This window comes from Rhodobacter viridis (assembly GCF_003217355.1).
Taxonomy (GTDB): domain Bacteria; phylum Pseudomonadota; class Alphaproteobacteria; order Rhodobacterales; family Rhodobacteraceae; genus Rhodobacter; species Rhodobacter viridis.
The window spans coordinates 220245-239421 of record NZ_QJTK01000002.1; the positions used below are offsets into that span (position 1 = coordinate 220245).

Sequence of the window (19177 nt, forward strand, 5' to 3'; positions counted from 1 at the left end):
GATTGATTGCTCAGCGCAACGGGAATATCAAGGGGTTGCGGTGAAGGTGAGGCGGTGGGGACGACGATGGCAGATATGATGAGGGCTGTCGACCGGCCGGAATTCGACATGTCGGCGAGTTTGAGCCATCAGGAATGGGTCCGGCTGCGGACGCTGATCCTGTTGCGCTGGGCCGCGGTCGTCGGTCAGATTGCAGCTTTGGCGGCGGCTTATATCAAATACGACATCGACCTGAACCTGCCGATGTGTCTGGGCACCGTGGGCTTTGCCGTCGCGGCCAATATCGCCGCGATCTATCTTTACCCGGAATCCCGGCGGCTGTCGCAGGCCGAAGTGACGGCGACACTTCTGTTCGATACTGCACAGCTGGCCTTGCTGCTGTCGCTGACCGGGGGGCTCAACAACCCCTTTGCGCTGCTGATCCTGGTCCCGGTGACGATCGCCGCGACGGCGCTGAAGTTGCGCCCGACGCTGCTTCTGGGCGGCGCGACGATCGCGATGATCACCTTCGTCGCGGTCTTCAACGAGCCTTTGCGCACCCGCGCTGGCGAGTTGATCGATGTTCCGCACATGATCGAATTCGGCTCCTGGGTGGCGATCGTGATCGGCGTGATCTTCCTTGGCGCCTATGCGCACCGGATCGCGCAAGAGATCCATTCGATGTCGGATGCCCTGTTTGCAACGCAAATGGCGCTGTCGCGTGAACAGAAGCTGACCGACCTTGGCGGTGTGGTGGCCGCGGCGGCGCATGAACTCGGCACGCCCTTGGCGACGATCAAGCTCGTCTCGACCGAACTGGCCGAGGAGTTGATCGACGATCCCGAATTGCATGACGATGCGGTGCTGATCCGCGAGCAGGCCGAACGCTGCCGCGACATCCTGCGGTCGATGGGACGGGCGGGCAAGGATGACGTGCATTTGCGCACGGCTCCACTGCTCGCCGTGCTGCGCGAAGCTGCCGAGCCGCATCTGGACCGCGGCAAGATGATCTATTTCGACGTCGTTCCGGGCGAGGGTGGCTCCGAACGGCAGCCGACGATCTACCGCTATCCCGAGCTCGTCCATGCCCTGCGCAACCTGATCCAGAACGCCGTCGATTTCGCGCAGACCACGGTCTGGGTCGATGCCGAATGGACCGATCGCAGCATCATCGTGCGGGTCACCGACGACGGTCGCGGCTACTCGCCAAGCGTCATCAACCGCATCGGCGATCCCTTCATCTCGACCCGCTCGGCCGAGCGCAAGGAATACGAGGGGATGGGGTTGGGGCTCTTCATCGCGAAGACGCTTCTGGAACGCACGGGGGCGAAACTGCGATTCGCGAACGGCTCCGAGCCCTATCAGAAGAAGGCTCCGGTGCCGCGGCGCTCGGGTGCGGTGGTCGAATTGCGCTGGCATATCGGGCGTCTGATCGCACCCGAGACCGGCCCGCTTGGCGAGAATCTTCCGATCACGGCCTGAGGAAAATAATCCTCTGTTAACTTAACTGCACATTAACCTTTCTTCATCAATCATGACTGCGGGACAGGCGAGAGGGCTGCAGTCATGCAGATTGAGATTTTCCAGGCGATTCTGATCGCGGCAACGTCGGTTGGGTCCGCTTTGCTTGCTTTGCTTCTGGTCAGCATGGTCAATGCCCGCCGGGCAGAAACGGCGGCTCGGGTCGCAACCCTGCCTGTGCTCGAGCAGACCGTCTTCCTGTTTGACGATCAGGATCTGGTGGATGCCACCGGACCTGCGCGTGCCCTGCTCGACGCCTCGCCGATGGCGCTTTCGGATTGGGCGCGTCTGTGCGCCTTTGTGGCGCCGCGGTTTGAAGGCTTCGAAAGCACGATCGCGAAGCTCGCCGAACTGGGCCGGATCGAACTGGTTTCGAAACCCGAAGAAGGCCGCCGCACGCAGATCCAGCTGATCGCCGAAGAGGTGAATGGCCTCGCGCGAATCACCCTCAATGATCCCGAGGCCGAGGGCCGTGGTGTTCTTGTCGACGGGCTGTCGCAACGGGCGCTGGAAGATGAACTTGATCTGCTGCGGGTGACGCTCGACCGCGCGCCGACGCTGATCTGGCGGCAGGACGAGACCGGCACGATCACCTGGGCGAACCGCGCCTATGTGCTGCGGTCGGGGGCTTTTGCCGAAAACGAGGAAGCTCTGGTCTGGCCGCTGCCGCATCTCTTCCACATGGAAGAAAATCCCCGTCACACCGGCCCGCGTCGTCTGCGGCTCGACGATGGCGACGAACGCGCCGCCTGGTTTGATTGCCACAGCTTCCCGCTGGAAAAGGGCGCGCTTTACTTCGCCCTGCCGGCCGATGCGACGGTGCGGGCGGAAAAGGCGCTGCGCGATTTCGTGCAGACCCTGACCAAGACCTTCGCCGATCTGCCGATCGGTCTGGCGATCTTCGACCGGGCGCGGCAACTGCAGCTGTTCAACCCGGCCCTGATCGAACTCACCCAGCTTGGCGCCGACTTCCTGTCGAACCGGCCGACGCTGTACGCCTTTCTTGACCGTCTGCGCGAGGCGCGGATGATGCCCGAGCCGAAGGATTACCGCAGCTGGCGGCTGAAGATGACCGAACTGGAACAGGCCGCCGCCGCGGGCTTCCATTCGGAAACCTGGATGCTGCCCTCGGGTCAGACCTATCGGGTGACCGGCCGTCCGCATCCCGATGGTGCCGTGGCCTTCCTGTTCGAAGATATTTCTTCCGAGGTTTCGCTGACCCGTCGCTTCCGCGCCGAGCTGGAGCAGGGGCAGGAGATCCTCGACATGATGAGCGAGGCGGTGGCGGTGTTTCAGCCCTCGGGCGAGCTCTCGGCCTCGAATGCGGCCTATGATCGGCTCTGGGGCGTGGAAACCAACACCTCGCTGACCCGCACCACCATTCTCGACGCCGTGCGGCTCTGGCAGGGCAAATGCGATGCCTCGGATATCTGGACCTCGGCGCGGGGCTTCAACAACCGTCTGGGGCAGCGCGCCCCGATCGAGGCCACCGTGCGCCGTCGCGAAGATGGGCTGATGATTGGCTGCCGCTTCGCCCCGATGACCGGGGGCGCGATGATGGCCAGCTTTCTTCCCAAGGGCGTCGTGACCCTTGATCCGCCGACCCGGGCCGTCTTCGACGAAGACCGCACGGTCACGGTTCTGGCAAGTTAAGGGGGTTGCCGCGGGGGGCAGGGCCGCTAGAGTGCGGCCATGCAAAACACCCCCGCGCTTCTCCGTTTCGATCTGCCCGACGCCGATGCCACCGACCGCTTCGGCGTTGCTCTGGGTTCGCTGTTGCGCGCGGGCGATGTGCTGTTGCTCGAAGGTCCGATTGGTGCTGGCAAGACCCACTTTGCGCGCGCGCTGATCCGCGCGCGTCTTGGCCCTGCCGAAGATGTGCCCTCGCCCACGTTCACGCTGGTTCAGGTCTATGGCGCCGACCCCGAGATCTGGCACGCCGATCTTTACCGCCTCACCCATCCCGACGAAGCCATCGAGCTTGGTCTCGAGGAAGCTTTCGACACCGCGATCTGTCTGATCGAATGGCCCGAGCGCCTGGGCGATCTGCAACCGAAAAAGGCTCTGTTTCTGCGTTTCTCGCTGACGGACGCGGGTGCCGCGCGTCAGGTTCAGCTTTTTGGCGACGCGGATTGGGCGCAGCGTCTGACCGCGCTGGGGCAGAAGTAGACATGGCTGCGCGTGATCCCGAGATCGAAGAATTTCTGCGCCGTTTCGGTTGGGCGCAGGCCCGCCGCACGGCATTGGCGGGCGATGCTTCCGCCCGCCGTTATGACCGGCTGCATCGACCCGGGGCGACGGCGGTTCTGATGATCGCTCCCCCGGGCGAAGAGATGCACCGGTTTCAACGCATCGACCACTGGCTTCTGGCGCAGGGCTTTTCTGCCCCCCGGATTCTGGGTTTCGACGCCGAGGCTGGCCTGATGCTGCTCGAAGATTTCGGCGATGACCAACTTGCGCGCCTGCTGCGGCAAGACCCGAAAACCGAGGCCGCGCATTACGCCGCGATCACCGAGTTTCTTCTGGATCTGCACCGCCTGCCGCCGCCCGATTTTGTCCCCAGCCTTGACGATCAGGGGCTTGGCGGCCTCGTCGCGCTGACCCGCGACTGGTATCCTTTGCGCGATGAAACCGCGGCCGAGAGGCTTGCCCCTCTGGTGACCCAGCTCTGTGGCGACCTTGCCCCCCTGCCGCCGGTTCTGTCGCTGCGCGATTTCCACGCCGAAAACGTGATCATCCTGCCCGGGCGCGTCGGGTCTGCGCGCCTCGGCCTTCTCGATTTTCAGGACGCCGTCGCCACCCATCCGGTCTACGATCTCGTCTCGGCGCTGCAAGATGCCCGTCGTGATGTCTCCCCCGCCGTCGTCGCGGCGGAAAAGGCCCGCTACGCGGCCGCCCGTGATCTGGATCCGCACGCGATCGACCACGCCTTTGCCCTGATCGGGGCGCAACGCGGGCTGCGGATCCTTGGCATTTTCGCGCGGCTTTGTCTTTGCATGGGCAAGCCCGGGTACGTCGATCTGATCCCCCGGGTCTGGACCCAGATGCAGCACAATCTGGCGCATGACGCCCTTGTGCCGCTGCGCGAGGGGGTGACACAAGCCCTGCTTCCGCCCGATGCGGCGCTGCTTGAAAGGATGAGACAGCAATGCGGTCAACACCCGATGCGCTGATGCTTTTCGCGGCCGGTCTTGGCACGCGGATGAAGGAATTGACCCGAACCCGGCCGAAACCGCTGATCGAAGTGGCCGGAAAGCCGCTCCTTGACCACGCGCTTGATCTGGCGCGCGAGGGCGGTGCCAGCCGGATCGTTGCCAATGCACATTACCTTGCCGATCAGATCACCGCACATCTGGCGCGCAGCGAGGTGCTTGTTTCCGACGAGCGCGATGTCGTTCTGGAAACTGGCGGCGGCCTGCGCAAGGCACTGCCGCTGCTGGGTCCCGGTCCGGTTTTCACCCTGAACACCGATGCGATCTGGACCGGGCCGAATGTGATCTCGACGCTGAAGGCGGCATGGGATGGTGATCGCATGTCAGCCCTTCTGGCGCTTGTTCCGCGCGAGGCGGCTGTTGGCTACAGCGGCGCGGGCGACTTTTCGCTGGCGCTGGATGGTCGGATCAGCCGCGGCGAAGGCTACGTCTATACTGGCGCTCAGATCCTCGATCCAGCCGGAATAGAGACGATTTCGGACCCTGTCTTCTCGCTCAATCTGCTCTGGAACCGGATGATCGCCGAGGGGCGTGCCTATGGCGTGATCCATCGCGGCGGCTGGTGCGATGTCGGTCGCCCCGAATGCCTCCCCTTGGCCGAAGGGCTTCTCTCCGATGCCGCCCGCTGAGCCGCATGTCTTCGCCCTGCCGCCCGGCGTCGATTTCGCCCGGGAACTGGTGCAGGGCCTCGTTGCCCGAATGCAGGACGAACCGCCCGAGGCGATGGCGCGGCTGCGCCTGATCCTCAACGCCGGGCGAATGAGCCGCCGCGTGCGCGAGGAATTCGACCGTCTCGGCACCCGCTTCCTGCCCCGGATCGAGCTGGTTTCGGATCTGGCTCGCGTGCCGATGCCGGGCCTGCCCGCGCCGGTGCCGCCGCTGCGGCGCAAGCTTGACCTCGCCTGTCTGGTCGATCGCCTTGCTCGCGGCCTTCCGGCATTCGAAACCGGCTCCGGCATCTTCAGCCTGACCGACAGCCTGCTGACCCTGATGGCCGAGATGCAAAGCGAGGGCGTGCATCCCGACGTCTTCGAACATCTCGACATTCAGGCCTCGCATGCCGAACATTGGCGGCAGAGCCTGGTCTTCATCCGCATCGTCGCGCGCTATTTCGAGGCCGGGTCCGCGCTGGATGCCGAAGCCCGGCAGCGTCGGGTGGCCGAGATGATGGCTCACACTTGGGCCGAGACGCCCACCGAGGATCGGATCATCATCGCCGGGTCGACCGGCTCGCGGGGGGCAACGCGGCTTCTGATGCAGGCGGTCGCGCGGTTGCCGCGGGGCATCCTGGTTCTGCCCGGCTTCGACTTCGACATGCCGCAGATGGCCTGGAACAGTCTCTGTTCTGGCCCAATTCCGATCGAAGACCACCCGCAATATCGCTATCTTCCCATCCTCGACGCGCTCGACCTCCGCCCGCAACAGGTGGAACGCTGGACCGAAACGCCGCCGCCGTCGCCCCAACGCAACGCGCTTGTCTCGCTGGCGTTGCGTCCCGCGCCGGTGACCGACCAATGGATGCAGGAGGGCCGGGCCTTCACCGACCTGCCCGCCGCGGCCTCGCAGATGACCCTGATCGAAGCCAGCGATCCGCGGCAGGAGGCGCTGGCCATCGCTTTGATCCTGCGCGAGGCGGTCGCGCAGGGGAAAAAGGCGGCGCTGATCAGTCCCGATCGGATGCTGACCCGTCGCGTCGCGGCCGCGCTCGACCGCTGGGGCATCGTGCCCGACGATTCTGCCGGTCAACCGCTGCCGCTGACCGCGCCCGGTCGTCTGATCCGGCATCTTGCCCGGCTTTGTGGCCGCAAGCTGTCGATGGAAAACCTGCTTGTCGTGCTCAAGCATCCGCTGGTCGCGACCGGCTCGACCCTGCGCGGGGCGCACCTGCGGCTGACGCGTGAATTTGAACTGTCGCTGCGCCGCAAGGGACCGGCCTTTCCCGATGCCATCGCCCTGCGCGATTGGGGCGGAACCGAGGACGCCGAGCGTCAGCACTGGTCGGAGTGGCTTGCCGCGCTGCTCGATCTGCTTGAAACGGACGCTCAATCTTCCATTTCAGCCTGGTTAGAGACGCTTTTGGCGCTGCTTGAGGGACTCGCGGCCGGTCCCGGGGGAACGGTTGCGGCCAGCGAACTCTGGTTGGCCGAGGCCGGTCAGGCGGCCTTTCGAACCCTTGCCGACCTCGCCGCGCAGGAGGAAACCGGGCTTCAGATCAGTGCCGCCAATTTCGCCGATCTGATCGATTCGCTTCTGCAGGAGGGGCAGGTGCGCTCGACCCTTGTCGCGCATCCGCTGGTGTCTTTCCTCGGTACGCTGGAGGCCCGTTCGCATGGGGCCGAGCTCGTCATTCTGGCTGGTCTGAACGAGAAAAGCTGGCCCGAGATCCCGTCGCCCGATCCCTGGCTCAGCCGCAAGATGCGTCTGGATGCGGGTCTGTTGTTGCCCGAACGGCAGATTGGCCTTTCCGCGCATGACTTTCAGCAGGCGATTGCCGCGCCCGAGGTCGTGCTTTCACGCGCCCGTCGCGACAGCGAAGCCGAAACGGTGCCGTCGCGCTGGCTGAACCGGCTTCTCAACCTCGCGGGCGGTCTGACTCATGCGCAAGGGCCCGAGGCGGTCGCCGAGATGCGCGCGCGCGGAGCGCGGTTCCTTGACATGGCCGCTGCGCTCGATCTGCCCGAGCAACTCCCTTCCCCTGCACCGCGTCCCGCGCCGCGCCCGCCCGCCGAGGCCCGTCCGCGGCAGCTTCCGGTGACGGCGATCAAGACGCTGATCCGCGATCCTTATGCTGTCTATGCCGGGCGGATCCTGCGCTTGCGGCCGCTTGATCCGCTCAAGCCCGGCCCCGATCCGCGTCTGCGCGGCGAGGCGCTGCACCGTATCGTCGAGCTTTTCGTCAAGGGTTTCGATCCGTCGATCAGTCTCGATACAAGCCAAAAACGCTTGTCCGAGATCGCCGAGACCGTCTTGCAAGAGATGATCCCTTGGCCCTCGACGCAGCGGCTCTGGCTTTACCGGCTTTTGAAGATCGCGCCGCAGCTGGTGGCGCAGGAAGCACAGCGACGGGTGGAGGCGGTGCCCGCGGTGATCGAAACCTCGGCCACGATCGACCTTGGGGTTCAGGGCTTCACCCTGATGGCGCGGCCGGATCGGATTGATCTGCACGACGATGGCACGGCGCTTGTCTACGACTACAAGTCCGGCACGCCGCCCAAGGAAGCCGAGGTCCGGCATTTCGACAAGCAATTGCTGCTTGAGGCTGCGATGATCGAGCGCGGGGCTTTTGCCGAGATCGGCCCGCGGCATGTTGCGGCGATGAGCTACGTGCATCTGGGGGGAAATGGCGACTGCCGGATGCTCGCGCTGGGCCGCGAGGATGTCGAGGAGACCTGGACCCGGCTTCAGGGGCTCATCGCGCGCTATCTGTCGCCATCGCAGGGCTTTGCCGCCCGCCGCGCGATGCAGATGAGCCGCGATATCAGCGATTATGATCATCTGTCCCGGTTCGGCGAATGGGACATTACCGATCTGCCGGTCCCGGAGGATGTTGGATGAACCCGCGCAACCCCGCCACCGAACGGCAGGTTCAGGCCGCCGATCCTGCCGCCTCGACCTGGCTTGCCGCGAATGCCGGATCGGGCAAGACAAAGGTGCTGACCGACCGCGTGGCGCGGCTGCTTTTGGCTGGAACAGAGCCACAAAAGGTTTTGTGCCTGACCTACACCAAGGCTGCTGCCGCCGAGATGCAGAACCGGCTTTTGAAGCGCCTGGGAGACTGGGCGATGCTGCCGGATGCCGAGTTGCGGGCGCAATTGGGCGCGCTGGGTGAAGCCGGGGCGCTCGATGCCGAGTCTTTGGCTCGTGCGCGGCGACTTTTCGCGCAGGCGATCGAGACGCCCGGCGGCTTGAAAATTCAGACCATCCATGCCTTCTGCGGTGCGCTGCTGCGGCGCTTCCCGCTCGAGGCCGGGGTCTCGCACGGGTTTGCCGAAATCGATGACCGCACCGCCGCGCGGATGCGCGAGGAAGTTCTGGAAGATATCGCCTCGGGGCCGGATCGGCCGATTTTCGACCGCTTCCTGCAATCGTTCACCGGCGCCGATCTGGCTGGCATGATCGGCGAAATCAGCCATGACAGAGACGCTTTTTTGCGTCCGGTGACCGAGGCGGATCTGCGCAAGGTTCTGGGCCTTGCCCCGGATCTGCGGTCAGACAGCTTGCCCGGCGCGGTCTTTCTGCCCGGCACGGATCGGGTGATCGCCGATGCGATCCCGCTTTTGAAAACGCAATCGGCCACGATGAAGACACTGGCGGCGGAGCTGTCGCTGCTCGATCTTGTTGCGCCGGGGCCGGTGGATCTGGCCCGTCTCTCCGATCTTTGCCTCGTCAAGGATGGCAGTCGCGTCTCGGCCAAGCTCCTGACCAAGGGCGCCGTCGAGGCCTTTGGCCCCGATCTTGCCGAGGAATTCCTCGACTTGGCCGAGCGGGTGCGCTGGGCGCGGGAACAGGAAAACGCCCTTGCAACGCTCGCCCGGACGCGGGCGCTGCATGATTTTGCCCATGTGTTTCTGCCCACGCTCAAGCGCAAGAAGGCGCAGGGCGGCTGGCTTGATTTCGACGATCTGATCGAACGGGCGGGGGCGCTGCTTTCTGATCCGTCCGTGGCGCAATGGGTTCTGTTCCGGCTTGATGGCGGCATCGATCACATTCTGGTGGACGAGGCGCAGGACACCTCGCCCGGGCAATGGCGGGTGATCGAGCGGCTGGCGGATGAATTCACCTCGGGCGATGGGGCGCGGGATAACCGTCGCACGATCTTTGTGGTGGGGGACCGCAAGCAGTCGATCTATTCCTTTCAGGGTGCCGATCTGACCCATTTCGAGGCGATGAAGAGCCTGTTTTCGGCAAAGTTCGCGGCGATCTCGCGGCCGCTGCAGGATGCTGCGCTTCTGCATTCCTTCCGCTCGTCGCTGGCGATCCTGCGGCTGGTCGATCTGACCTTTCGCGGCGATCCGGCGCTGGCGCTGGGCGGTGCTCCCGAACATCTGGCCTTCCATGAAACGCTTCCCGGGCGCGTCGATCTTTGGCCCGCCGTGCCGAAACCCGACAAGACCGAGCCCGAGGACTGGGATGACCCCGTCGATCAGCCAGGCGCCGATACCGCCCCCGTGGTGCTGGCGCGGGCGATTGCCGCCGAGATCCGGGCGATGGTCGATGCCGGGGTGCAGCTTCCGGGCCGCGATGGCCCCCGGCCGGTAACGGCGGGGGATTTTCTGATCCTGGTGCAACGCCGCTCGGGGCTCTTTTACGAGATCATCCGAGCCTGCAAGGCCGTCGGGCTTGAGGTTGCGGGGGCGGATCGGCTCAAGCTTGGCGGCGAGCTTGCCGTCAAGGATATCGTCTCTGTTCTGGCCTTTTTGGCCACGCCCGAGGACGATCTGTCGCTGGCCGAGGCGCTGCGCTCGCCGCTTTTCGGCTGGAGCGAGGATCGGCTTTTCCGTCTTGCCCAGCCGCGCAAGGGCTATCTCTGGGCGGCGCTGCGTGAGGGAAGCGACGAAGCAACGCTGACGCTGTTGCGCGATCTTCTTGATCAGGCGGACTTCCTGCGGCCCTATGATCTGATCGAACGGCTTTTGACCCGCCACGAAGGCCGCAAGCGTCTGGTGGCCCGGCTTGGCGCCGAGGCCGAGGAGGGGATCGACGCGCTGATCGCGCAGGCCTTGGCTTATGAACAGACCGAAGTGCCCAGCCTGACGGGCTTTCTGGTCTGGCTTGGTGCCGATGAAATCGAGATCAAGCGCCAATCGGACAGTGCCGGAACCGCGCTGCGGGTGATGACGGTGCATGGTTCGAAAGGGCTCGAGGCGCCGATCGTGATCCTGCCCGACACGGCCAAGTTGCGCAATTCGCAGCGCGGCGAGGTGCTGTTGGCCGAGGGGCTTCCGTTCTGGAAATCCGCCGCGGCGACGATGCCGCCCGCGCTGTCCGAAGCTCAAGAGGAAATGCTGGAGCGACAAAAGCACGAGCGGTTGCGGCTGCTTTACGTGGCGATGACCCGGGCCGAGAAATGGCTGATCGTTGCCACGACGGGCGACGAAGACGAGAGCGGCGAAAGCTGGCATGCGCTGATTTCCGATGGCATGAAAGCTGCCGGAACAGAGACGGTTTCGGCGCTTTCCGCGCCCTTGCAGGCGCTTGGTTCCGTGCAGCGCTTTTCGCATGGCGACTGGCCGGAAAATGGCACTCCGAGCCGCAAGGCCGAGACGGCGCGGATCACGCTGCCGGACTGGGCGCGCGAGCGGGTTCCGCCTGCGATGCAAGCGGCAAAGGTGCTGTCGGCCTCGGATCTGGGCGGGCCGAAGGCACTGCCCGGGGAAACCGCGGAACTCTCCACCGAAGCCGCGATGTTGCGCGGGCGGCAGTTGCACCTGCTTCTGGAGCATCTGCCGCAATCCCCGGCCGAAACCTGGCCCGATCTGGCGCAGTCTCTGCTCGGTTTCGGCAGTGACAGAGCCTTTCCGGAGGAGATCGACGCCCTCCTGGCCCAAGCCCGCGCGGTGCTGCAAGCGGTCGAAAAGGCGGGGTTCCTTGGCCCTGATACCTTGGCCGAGGTGGAGCTGACGGCCGAGCTGCCGGAACTGGGCGGGCAACGGCTGCATGGCATCATCGACCGGCTGCAGGTCTCGCCCGACCGGATCCGCGTGCTCGATTACAAGTCGAATGCGGTCGTGCCGAAAACCGCCGATCAGGTGCCGCTCGGGCTCTTGCGGCAGATGGCAGCCTATCGCTCCGCGCTGCGACAGATTTATCCGGGCCGCGCGATCGACAGTTTTCTGCTGTGGACCGCGACGGGCGAGATCATGCCGTTGGGTGACACCCTGTTGGAGGATGCCCTGCGGTTGGCCACAGCATCTTGACGCGAGGCCGGGCCAGACCTAGCTTCCCACAACCCTCAATCTGGAGAATCCCATGGCTACCGTCGCCGTCACCGATGCCACCTTTGACGCCGAAGTGCGCCAATCCGACCTGCCCGTTGTCGTCGACTTCTGGGCGGAATGGTGTGGCCCCTGCAAGATGATCGGCCCGTCGCTGGAAGACCTGTCGACCGAGCTGGCCGGCAAGGTGAAGATCGTCAAGGTCAACGTCGATGAAAACCCCGACAGCCCGGCCACGCTGGGTGTGCGCGGCATTCCGGCGCTGTTCCTGTTCAAGAACGGTCAGGTCGTGTCGAACAAGGTCGGCGCTGCGCCGAAAGCCGCGCTGCAGGCCTGGATCGAAGCCTCGCTCTGATCGCAGCGACATCGACTTCGGGGGCGCCTTCGGGCGCCCTTTTGCATGCGCGCCATCGGTCATCTTGCAAGCCGCGCGCCTCCCGCACATATCTGCGCAAACGGAGGGCAACATGACCGACGAGAAATTTCCCGGCTGGCACGGCACGACGATCATCGGCGTGCGCAAGGGCGGCCGCGTGGTGGTGGCAGGGGACGGGCAGGTGAGCCTTGGTCAGACGGTGATCAAGGGCACGGCGCGCAAGGTGCGCAGGCTCAGCCCCGGCGGGCGCGAGGTGGTGGCGGGCTTTGCCGGATCGACGGCGGATGCGTTCACGCTGCTCGAACGGCTCGAGAAAAAGCTGGAGGCGGCACCCGGTCAACTGGCGCGCGCCTGTGTGGAACTCGCGAAAGACTGGCGCATGGACAAATATCTGCGCAATCTCGAAGCGATGCTGATCGTCACCGATGGCGCCGATCTTTACGTCATCACCGGCGCGGGCGACGTGCTGGAGCCCGAACATGACGTGACCGCGATCGGCTCGGGCGGGAACTATGCCCTGGCTGCGGCGCGGGCGCTGATGGACAGCGAACATGACGCCGAAACGATTGCCCGCAAGGCGATGGCGATTGCCGCCGACATCTGCGTTTACACGAACGGCAACCTGACCGTGGAGAGCATCTCGAAATGACGAGCCTTACCCCGCGCGAGATCGTGTCGGAACTTGATCGCTTCATCATCGGCCAGGCCGAGGCGAAACGCGCCGTCGCCGTGGCCCTGCGCAATCGCTGGCGGCGCCAACGCCTCTCGCCCGAGATGCGCGAAGAGGTCTATCCGAAAAACATCCTGATGATCGGGCCGACCGGCGTCGGCAAGACCGAGATCAGCCGGCGGCTTGCCAAGCTTGCAAAAGCCCCGTTCCTGAAGGTGGAAGCGACGAAATTCACCGAAGTGGGGTATGTCGGCCGGGATGTGGAACAGATCATCCGCGATCTGGTCGATGTGGCGATGGTCGAAACCCGCGAGCGGATGCGCGAGGAGGTCAAGGCCCGCGCCCACAAGGCGGCCGAAGACCGGGTGATCGAGGTTCTGGCCGGGACCGATGCCCGCGAGGCGACGCGGGAGATGTTCCGCCGCAAACTGCGCGATGGTGAACTCGACGACAAGCAGATCGAGATCGAGGTGGCCGATGCCGCCTCTGCGCCGCAGATGATGGCGGGCAATCCCGGCATGGAAATGCAGATGCAGGGCTTGCAGGATCTGTTCAAGGCCTTCGGTGCCAATCGCAAGACCCGGCGCAAGATGAGTGTCGCGGAAAGCTACGAGGTGCTGATTTCCGAGGAAGCCGACAAGCTTCTGGACGACGAGGCGGTGAAAACCGCTGCGATCGAGGCGGTCAGCCAATCCGGCATCGTCTTCCTAGACGAGATCGACAAGGTCGCTGCGCGGGCCGAAACCCGCGGCGCCGATGTCAGCCGCGAAGGCGTGCAGCGCGATCTGCTGCCGCTGATCGAGGGTACGACGGTTTCGACGAAATACGGGCCGGTGAAGACGGATCACATCCTGTTCATCGCCTCGGGGGCGTTCCATATCGCCAAACCCTCGGACCTGTTGCCGGAACTGCAGGGCCGTCTGCCGATCCGCGTCGAATTGCGGCCGTTGACCGAGGAAGATTTCGTCCGCATCCTGACCGAGACCGACAATGCCCTGACGCGCCAATACACCGCGCTGATGGCGACAGAGGAGGTCACGGTGACCTTCACCCCCGACGGCATCGCGGCCTTGGCCCGGATCGCCGCCGAGGTGAACCGCTCGGTCGAAAACATCGGCGCGCGGCGGCTTTACACGGTGATGGAGCGGGTCTTCGAGGAACTGTCCTTCACCGCGCCAGACCGCTCCGGCGATCAGGTCACGGTGGATGCGGGCTTTGTCGAGCGGCACCTGGGCAGTCTGGCGCAATCCGCCGATCTGAGCCGCTACGTGCTCTGAGCACTGGCAGTCGGGGAGGCATGTGCTATCCTCCCCGGCATGCAGATGCGTTTTCTACTCGTTGCCGTTTTCGTTGGTGTCATCAGTTGCTCCCCCCGGGGGGAGCTTGTCTATGCGCCGGACCACACGACACATATCCGGCAGGTTTTCGTCGGCTCGACCCGCGGGCTTGATCCCGAAACCGGGGCCGCGTTCGGCATCACCCGCAGCGAGACGCTGCAGCGGGCGCGGTTTGACGTTTCGGTGCCGCCCAACCATACGGCCGGGCAACTGCATTACCCGCTCGAGGGGCGCAAGGTCGATCCGCAGAAGGATTTTCTGGTCGCCGGGTCGCAGAAATACCCGGATGCCACCGCCTTTCAGACCGAACTGCGCCGCAGTCTGAAGGAAAGCGGCGGCGAGGCCGTCGTTTTCGTGCACGGGTTCAACAACACCTTTGCCGAGGGGCTCTATCGTCTGGCGCAGATGGGCGAGGATTTCGATCTGCCGAAGACGCTCGTCTATTACGCCTGGCCGTCGCGCGGGCATGTGCTGGGCTATGCCTATGACCGCGATTCCGCGATCTTTGCCCGCGACGGTCTGCGCGAGACGCTGCGCGAGCTTGACCGGGCCGGGGCGAAGCGGATCCTGCTCGTCGGGCATTCGATGGGGTCGTCGGTGACGATGGAAACCCTGCGCGACATCACGCTTTCGGATGAAACTGAGATCCTGTCGCATCTGGCCGGGGTGATGCTGATCTCGCCCGATATCGACGTCGACATGTTCCGCGAACAGGCGCGCACCATCGGGCATCTGCCGCAGCCCTTCGTGATTTTCACCTCGCAAAAGGACAAGGCGCTGCGGCTTTCGTCGCGCATCGCGGGCGAGCGGGATCGGCTGGGCACGTTGCAAGACATCAGCCGCGTTGCCGATCTGAAAGTGACGATGATCGACACCGCGGCTTTCTCGACCGATGACGGGCATTTCAACGTCGCCAGCAACCCGGCGCTGATCCGGATGCTCGGCCGCACCGGGCAGTTGGCGAAGATCCTTGAAGGCGAGCAAAGCGGCAAGGGCAACCTTGCGACGGGCGTCGTGCTTTCGGTGCAGGATGCGACGCGGATCGTGCTCTCGCCGATCACCGCGCTGGGCGGCGGCACGAATTAACGCATCCGGCGCAGATAGACGTAATAGGCGCCCGAGCCGCCGTGCTTCAGATGCGCCTCGGTCACCTGCATCACCACGGCGCCCAAGGGCGGCAGGCGCAGCCATTGCGGCACCTGATGGCGCAGCACGCCCTGACGCTGCGGAATCGGGCCATCATCCAGGCCGCGTTTGCCCTTGCCGGTGATCACCAGCGCGAGGCGACAGCCGCGTTCCTGCGCCGAGAGCAGAAAATGGATCAGCTCGGGATGCGCCTGCGACAGCGTCATGCCATGCAGGTCGATCTTCGCCTCGGGGTCCAGCTTGCCGCGGCTCATCTCGCGATGGGTCTTGCGGTCCATCACGATCGGTTGGCGGTGCAGTTGCTCGGAAATCGAGGGCGCCAGATCCAGCCGCCAGGAAAGGTCCGCTGACTGCTGACCGACGCGGAAATCCTTCATCTCGAAGCGCGGCTTCTTTGGCGGATGATGCGGGTGCGGATGCGCGTTTTCAGGCTCTGTTTCGGCCGAAATCGGGGCGTGACGGTGCATCGCATGGGTGGTCGAGGCGACCTTTTCCCACAGCTCGCGATCCTCTGCCGACAGCAGCCGACGCCGTTTCATGACCGCCTCCGCAGCATCACCATTCGCCCGCGGGTGTTCACCGCCCCGGCCCGCGCGCCCGCTCCGGGCCCCGAGCCAAGGAAGATATCCCCGCGTCCCGGTCCCTTTATCGCCGAACCAATATCCTGCGCCACCAACAATCGCGTGCCAAGACCCGGGCAGTCGATCCAGACCGGCGTGCCAAGCGCGATCACCTCGGGGTCGACGGCGAGCGAGCGTTCCGCCGTGACCGGCCGCCCGGTGGCACCAAGCGGGCCGCTTCCCTCGGGCAGATCAAGCGGGCGGAAGAACACATAGGAGGGGTTCGTCTCCAGCAGGTCTGCGACGGCTTCGGGATTTTCGGCACACCAGCGGCGGATCACCTCGGGCGTCATTTGGGCCGGATCAGAGACGATTCCGCGCCGGATCAGCTCTGCCCCGATCGAGCGATAAGGGTGCCCGTTCTTGCCGGCAAAGCCCAGCCGCAGCGTGCTGCCACCCTCGAACCGCAACCGGACCGAGCCCTGCACCTGCGCCAGAAAGGCCTCGATCGCGCTTTCGACAAAGGCGATTTCGTGGCCAGTCAACAGGTTGCCCCGGCTGATCTCGGCCCGGCCGTGCCATAGGTGACCCGGCTGAAAATCCGGGGGCGGGCGATGCAGCGGGGCGGGAAAGCGGTCGCTGCAAGCACGCGCGGCGAGCAGTTCCGGTTCGTAATAGGCAGTGAAATGGGCGGTGCCCGGGGGCACGATCTCGACCGGCTCGAACAGAGTTTCGAATCGCGCGCGGGGCTGCAGTTCTGCCAGATCTGAACCGGAAAGCCCGATCAGATCGGCGGTCGTCGCAAAGACGGCCCAGGCCGCCGCGTGGTCCTCGTTGGCCCAACCGGGCAGGTCGGACCAGAGCATGGCTCAGCCGCCGGTGGCGACAAGCTGCCAGTTCGGATCGGGGCTGCCCATGACGCGGGCAAAGGTCCAGCTGTCGCGTTGCTTGCGCGGGGACTTCGGATCGCCCTCGACCACCTGACCATTCGCATCGCGGGCGACCGAGATCAGCTCGCCGCCAAAGCGCACGGTCACCTCGGCCTCGCGGGTGCGTTCGTCGAAGCTCGCCTCGGTCAGCACCAGTTCGCGCAGACCAAGGAAATCCGCCTCGACCGTCAGGCCCTGCTGCTGCCGGTCGGCCACGGCGCTCTCGAACGCCTCCAGCACCTCGGGCGCGAGGAAGCGGCGCACCGTGGACAGATCGCCGCGCTCGAAGGCCATGAGGATCATTTCATAGGCGGCTTTCGAGCCTTGCAGGAAGGCGGCGACATTGAAGGACGGTTCGACGCGCTTCATCTGCGCCAGCGCGACGGCGGCATCCGATCCCTCGGTCACATGGTCGATGATGTCGTGATCCGGTCCGCCCTCGATCACCTCGAAGGTCTCGGGGCCGCGCGGGCTCGGACGTTCGATCGGCGCGAAGTCGTCTTCGTAGCCGTCGCGCGTCCCCAGAACGCTCTTGAGCTTCAGGATCAGGAAGATCGCGATAGCGGCAAGAACGATCAATTGGAAGATGGCTGGGCTCATGGGATTTTCCGCGGCGATGTTGACGATTGGAACCGGTGCTTCTCCCACTTATGTAAGGGAGCGGTGCATTCAAGTCCACCGACGCCCTTGTCCCACCCCCCGGAGGTTAGAATGTGGTTTCTGATGCTTCTGATGGCATGGCCGCTGATCGAGATCGGCCTTTTCGTCGAGATCGGCGGGCGGTTGGGGCTCTGGCCGACGCTGGGGCTGGTTCTGGGCACGGCGGCGCTGGGCATTGCGGTGCTGCGCGCGCAAGGCGATCGGGCGCAGGCCGGATTGCGGCAGGCGATGCAGGGCTTTGGCAATCCTGCCGTGCCGCTGGCGCAGGAGGCGCTGATCCTTGTTGCCGGGGGCCTGCTGATCCTGCCCGGGTTCTTCACCGATCTTGCGGGGCTGCTGCTTCTGCTTCCGCCGGTCCGGGCGCTGCTGATTGCCCGGCTTTCGAAACGCGTTGTCGTTCAAAGCTTCGGCACCATGTCCCAGACCGTCCGTCCCGAGCCCGAGGGCGGGCAGGTCATCGACGGTGACTTTCAGGAAATCGACGCGAAAAACCCTGCGCTCAAGGGAAATTCGGGCTGGACTCGCCATTGAGGCAAGGCCTCCGGGATGCTAGAAAGTCGCAACGATTTTTGGAGTGACCCATGACCGAAGCCATGAACGGGGCGGCTCAGCCGCAGATGAAGATGAGCATTCTCGCGCAGTTCGTGCGCGACATGTCCTTTGAAAACGCGGTGGCGCTGAACGGGCTGCAAAGCCCCGAAGTGCAGCCCGAAATGCAGGTGCAGGTCAGCCTTGATGCGCGCAAGCGTCCTGCGGATCATCAATATGAAGTGATCACCAAGTTCAAGATCACCTCGACCAACAAGGCGACCAACTCGCCGCTTTACCTGCTGGAAGTCGATTACGGCGGGATCTTCCACATCGAGGGCGTGCCGGAAGATCAGATGCACCCCTTCCTGCTGATCGAATGCCCGCGCCAGCTTTTCCCCTATGTGCGGCGCATCGTCTCGGACGTGACCCGCGACGGCGGCTTCCCGCCCTTCAACCTCGATCCGGTCGACTTCGTGGCGCTTTATCGCGCTGAACTCGCCCGCCGGAATGAGGCGCAAAAGGCAAGTGAGGCGATCGTCAACTGATCGCCCCAAGGTTGATTTTGCGAACGCGTCAACCTGCCTCAGGGACAAGGTGACCTGCTGACTTCGGAAGCCATCGCATTCAAAATGCGATGGCTTTTGCTTTCGGGTCGGTCACATGAGTGAGCTTATACCCGCCTGGGTTGGCGACAGATTGACCCCGGTGGACAAGTTGGAGGTGCATTTGAAAGGGCTCCGCCACAAGGCGGTGTCGGTTTTCGTCATGGATGGCGAAAACGTGCTGATCCAACGGCGCTCAGAAGAAAAATACCATTCCCCCGGTCTCTGGGCGAACACCTGCTGCACGCATCCGGGCTGGAATGAACGCCCCGAGGAATGCGCGGTGCGTCGCCTGCGCGAAGAGATGGGGATCACCGGGCTTTATCCCGCCCATGCCGACCGCCTTGAATATCGCGCCGATGTGGGCGGCGGGATGATCGAGCATGAGGTGGTCGATATCTATCTGGCCTATGCCAAACCGCATATGCGCATCGACCCCGATCCGCATGAGGTGGCCGAGGTGCGCTGGATCGGGCTTTACGATCTCGCGGCCGAAGCCGGTCGCCACCCCGAGCGGTTCTCGAAATGGCTCAACATCTATCTGTCGAGCCATCTCGACCGGATTTTCGGCTCGCTCCTGCGCGGGTGACGGTCAAAGCCACGCGCTTGCCCCCAAAACCGGCGAAAACGCACCCATCCCCGATCCCGGCTCTGGCATTCTGCGCGCAAAGCTGCATCATTCACCCTATTGACCGGGGGGTGAAAGTGTCTTTGCGTCT

17 protein-coding genes are annotated in these 19177 nt (G+C 64.6%); 14 read left to right on the forward strand and 3 right to left on the reverse strand.

The features are described 5' to 3' along the window. Nucleotides 1-75 precede the first annotated feature (75 nt). From regB to C8J30_RS04370, 11 genes are all read left to right on the forward strand, one after another. The gene (gene regB, locus C8J30_RS04320; RefSeq protein ID WP_245909710.1) at nucleotides 76-1461 is read left to right on the forward strand and encodes a sensor histidine kinase RegB; all 1386 of its coding nucleotides are present in this window, start codon (nucleotides 76-78) and stop codon (nucleotides 1459-1461) included. Nucleotides 1462-1545: 84 nt separating this feature from the next. Beyond that, nucleotides 1546-3153 (forward strand): PAS-domain containing protein, encoded by a 1608-nt coding sequence (locus C8J30_RS04325; protein ID WP_110804494.1) that lies wholly within the window; start codon nucleotides 1546-1548, stop codon nucleotides 3151-3153. A gap of 39 nt (nucleotides 3154-3192) precedes the next feature. Then, nucleotides 3193-3669 (forward strand): tRNA (adenosine(37)-N6)-threonylcarbamoyltransferase complex ATPase subunit type 1 TsaE, encoded by a 477-nt coding sequence (tsaE, locus tag C8J30_RS04330; RefSeq protein WP_110804495.1) that lies wholly within the window; start codon nucleotides 3193-3195, stop codon nucleotides 3667-3669. Between the two features lie 2 nt (nucleotides 3670-3671). Then, the gene (locus C8J30_RS04335) at nucleotides 3672-4673 is read left to right on the forward strand and encodes an aminoglycoside phosphotransferase family protein (protein WP_110804496.1); all 1002 of its coding nucleotides are present in this window, start codon (nucleotides 3672-3674) and stop codon (nucleotides 4671-4673) included. Continuing rightward, complete coding sequence (locus C8J30_RS04340; protein WP_110804497.1) at nucleotides 4649-5341, forward strand: nucleotidyltransferase family protein; 693 nt, start codon at nucleotides 4649-4651, stop codon at nucleotides 5339-5341. The genes C8J30_RS04335 and C8J30_RS04340 overlap by 25 nt, the downstream gene beginning before the upstream one ends. Further along, nucleotides 5328-8267 (forward strand): double-strand break repair protein AddB, encoded by a 2940-nt coding sequence (gene addB / locus C8J30_RS04345; protein ID WP_110804498.1) that lies wholly within the window; start codon nucleotides 5328-5330, stop codon nucleotides 8265-8267. Before C8J30_RS04340 ends, addB begins: the two co-directional genes overlap by 14 nt. Next, nucleotides 8264-11629, forward strand: a complete 3366-nt coding sequence (gene addA / locus C8J30_RS04350) for a double-strand break repair helicase AddA (RefSeq protein ID WP_110804499.1) — start codon at nucleotides 8264-8266, stop codon at nucleotides 11627-11629. The genes addB and addA overlap by 4 nt, the downstream gene beginning before the upstream one ends. Before the next feature lie 52 nt (nucleotides 11630-11681). After that, entirely contained in the window at nucleotides 11682-12002 is a 321-nt protein-coding gene (trxA, locus tag C8J30_RS04355) for a thioredoxin (RefSeq protein WP_110804500.1), read from the forward strand. 112 nt (nucleotides 12003-12114) lie between these two features. Further along, entirely contained in the window at nucleotides 12115-12672 is a 558-nt protein-coding gene (hslV, locus tag C8J30_RS04360; RefSeq protein ID WP_110804501.1) for an ATP-dependent protease subunit HslV, read from the forward strand. Then, nucleotides 12669-13970, forward strand: a complete 1302-nt coding sequence (gene hslU / locus C8J30_RS04365; RefSeq protein ID WP_110804502.1) for an ATP-dependent protease ATPase subunit HslU — start codon at nucleotides 12669-12671, stop codon at nucleotides 13968-13970. The genes hslV and hslU overlap by 4 nt, the downstream gene beginning before the upstream one ends. 39 nt (nucleotides 13971-14009) lie before the next feature. Then, nucleotides 14010-15116, forward strand: a complete 1107-nt coding sequence (locus C8J30_RS04370; RefSeq protein ID WP_110804503.1) for an alpha/beta hydrolase — start codon at nucleotides 14010-14012, stop codon at nucleotides 15114-15116. Here the strand turns inward: C8J30_RS04370 and C8J30_RS04375 are convergent. Genes C8J30_RS04375 through C8J30_RS04385 form a run of 3 tightly spaced genes read right to left on the reverse strand, consistent with a single transcriptional unit; the run spans nucleotide 15113 to nucleotide 17265 of the window. Beyond that, on the reverse strand, nucleotides 15113-15715 hold the full coding sequence (locus C8J30_RS04375; protein ID WP_110804504.1) for a Smr/MutS family protein: 603 nt from the start codon (nucleotides 15713-15715) through the stop codon (nucleotides 15113-15115). The genes C8J30_RS04370 and C8J30_RS04375 overlap by 4 nt on opposite strands. Further along, nucleotides 15712-16602, reverse strand: a complete 891-nt coding sequence (locus C8J30_RS04380) for an MltA domain-containing protein (RefSeq protein WP_110804505.1) — start codon at nucleotides 16600-16602, stop codon at nucleotides 15712-15714. The genes C8J30_RS04375 and C8J30_RS04380 overlap by 4 nt, the downstream gene beginning before the upstream one ends. Nucleotides 16603-16605: 3 nt before the next feature. Further along, complete coding sequence (locus C8J30_RS04385; RefSeq protein ID WP_110804506.1) at nucleotides 16606-17265, reverse strand: Tim44/TimA family putative adaptor protein; 660 nt, start codon at nucleotides 17263-17265, stop codon at nucleotides 16606-16608. A 111-nt stretch (nucleotides 17266-17376) separates the two neighbouring features. On the opposite strand from C8J30_RS04385, the gene C8J30_RS04390 reads away from it, so the two are divergent. From C8J30_RS04390 to C8J30_RS04400, 3 genes are all read left to right on the forward strand, one after another. After that, the gene (locus C8J30_RS04390; RefSeq protein ID WP_110804507.1) at nucleotides 17377-17856 is read left to right on the forward strand and encodes an FxsA family protein; all 480 of its coding nucleotides are present in this window, start codon (nucleotides 17377-17379) and stop codon (nucleotides 17854-17856) included. Between the two features lie 50 nt (nucleotides 17857-17906). Further along, nucleotides 17907-18401 (forward strand): protein-export chaperone SecB, encoded by a 495-nt coding sequence (gene secB, locus C8J30_RS04395; protein ID WP_110804508.1) that lies wholly within the window; start codon nucleotides 17907-17909, stop codon nucleotides 18399-18401. A 115-nt stretch (nucleotides 18402-18516) separates the two neighbouring features. Next, nucleotides 18517-19047 (forward strand): isopentenyl-diphosphate Delta-isomerase, encoded by a 531-nt coding sequence (locus C8J30_RS04400; protein WP_110804509.1) that lies wholly within the window; start codon nucleotides 18517-18519, stop codon nucleotides 19045-19047. Nucleotides 19048-19177 lie beyond the last annotated feature (130 nt).

Coding starts and splice junctions, on each gene's coding strand:
- C8J30_RS04400 (WP_110804509.1), top strand. CDS start 18,517: ATGAGTGAGCTTATACCCGCCTGGGTTGGCGACAGATTGACCCCGGTG.
- C8J30_RS04335 (WP_110804496.1), top strand. CDS start 3,672: ATGGCTGCGCGTGATCCCGAGATCGAAGAATTTCTGCGCCGTTTCGGT.
- C8J30_RS04390 (WP_110804507.1), top strand. CDS start 17,377: ATGTGGTTTCTGATGCTTCTGATGGCATGGCCGCTGATCGAGATCGGC.
- C8J30_RS04325 (WP_110804494.1), top strand. CDS start 1,546: ATGCAGATTGAGATTTTCCAGGCGATTCTGATCGCGGCAACGTCGGTT.
- C8J30_RS04375 (WP_110804504.1), bottom strand. CDS start 15,715: ATGAAACGGCGTCGGCTGCTGTCGGCAGAGGATCGCGAGCTGTGGGAA.
- C8J30_RS04385 (WP_110804506.1), bottom strand. CDS start 17,265: ATGAGCCCAGCCATCTTCCAATTGATCGTTCTTGCCGCTATCGCGATC.
- addB (WP_110804498.1), top strand. CDS start 5,328: ATGCCGCCCGCTGAGCCGCATGTCTTCGCCCTGCCGCCCGGCGTCGAT.
- C8J30_RS04370 (WP_110804503.1), top strand. CDS start 14,010: ATGCAGATGCGTTTTCTACTCGTTGCCGTTTTCGTTGGTGTCATCAGT.
- secB (WP_110804508.1), top strand. CDS start 17,907: ATGACCGAAGCCATGAACGGGGCGGCTCAGCCGCAGATGAAGATGAGC.
- trxA (WP_110804500.1), top strand. CDS start 11,682: ATGGCTACCGTCGCCGTCACCGATGCCACCTTTGACGCCGAAGTGCGC.
- hslV (WP_110804501.1), top strand. CDS start 12,115: ATGACCGACGAGAAATTTCCCGGCTGGCACGGCACGACGATCATCGGC.
- addA (WP_110804499.1), top strand. CDS start 8,264: ATGAACCCGCGCAACCCCGCCACCGAACGGCAGGTTCAGGCCGCCGAT.
- hslU (WP_110804502.1), top strand. CDS start 12,669: ATGACGAGCCTTACCCCGCGCGAGATCGTGTCGGAACTTGATCGCTTC.
- C8J30_RS04380 (WP_110804505.1), bottom strand. CDS start 16,602: ATGCTCTGGTCCGACCTGCCCGGTTGGGCCAACGAGGACCACGCGGCG.
- regB (WP_245909710.1), top strand. CDS start 76: ATGATGAGGGCTGTCGACCGGCCGGAATTCGACATGTCGGCGAGTTTG.
- tsaE (WP_110804495.1), top strand. CDS start 3,193: ATGCAAAACACCCCCGCGCTTCTCCGTTTCGATCTGCCCGACGCCGAT.
- C8J30_RS04340 (WP_110804497.1), top strand. CDS start 4,649: ATGCGGTCAACACCCGATGCGCTGATGCTTTTCGCGGCCGGTCTTGGC.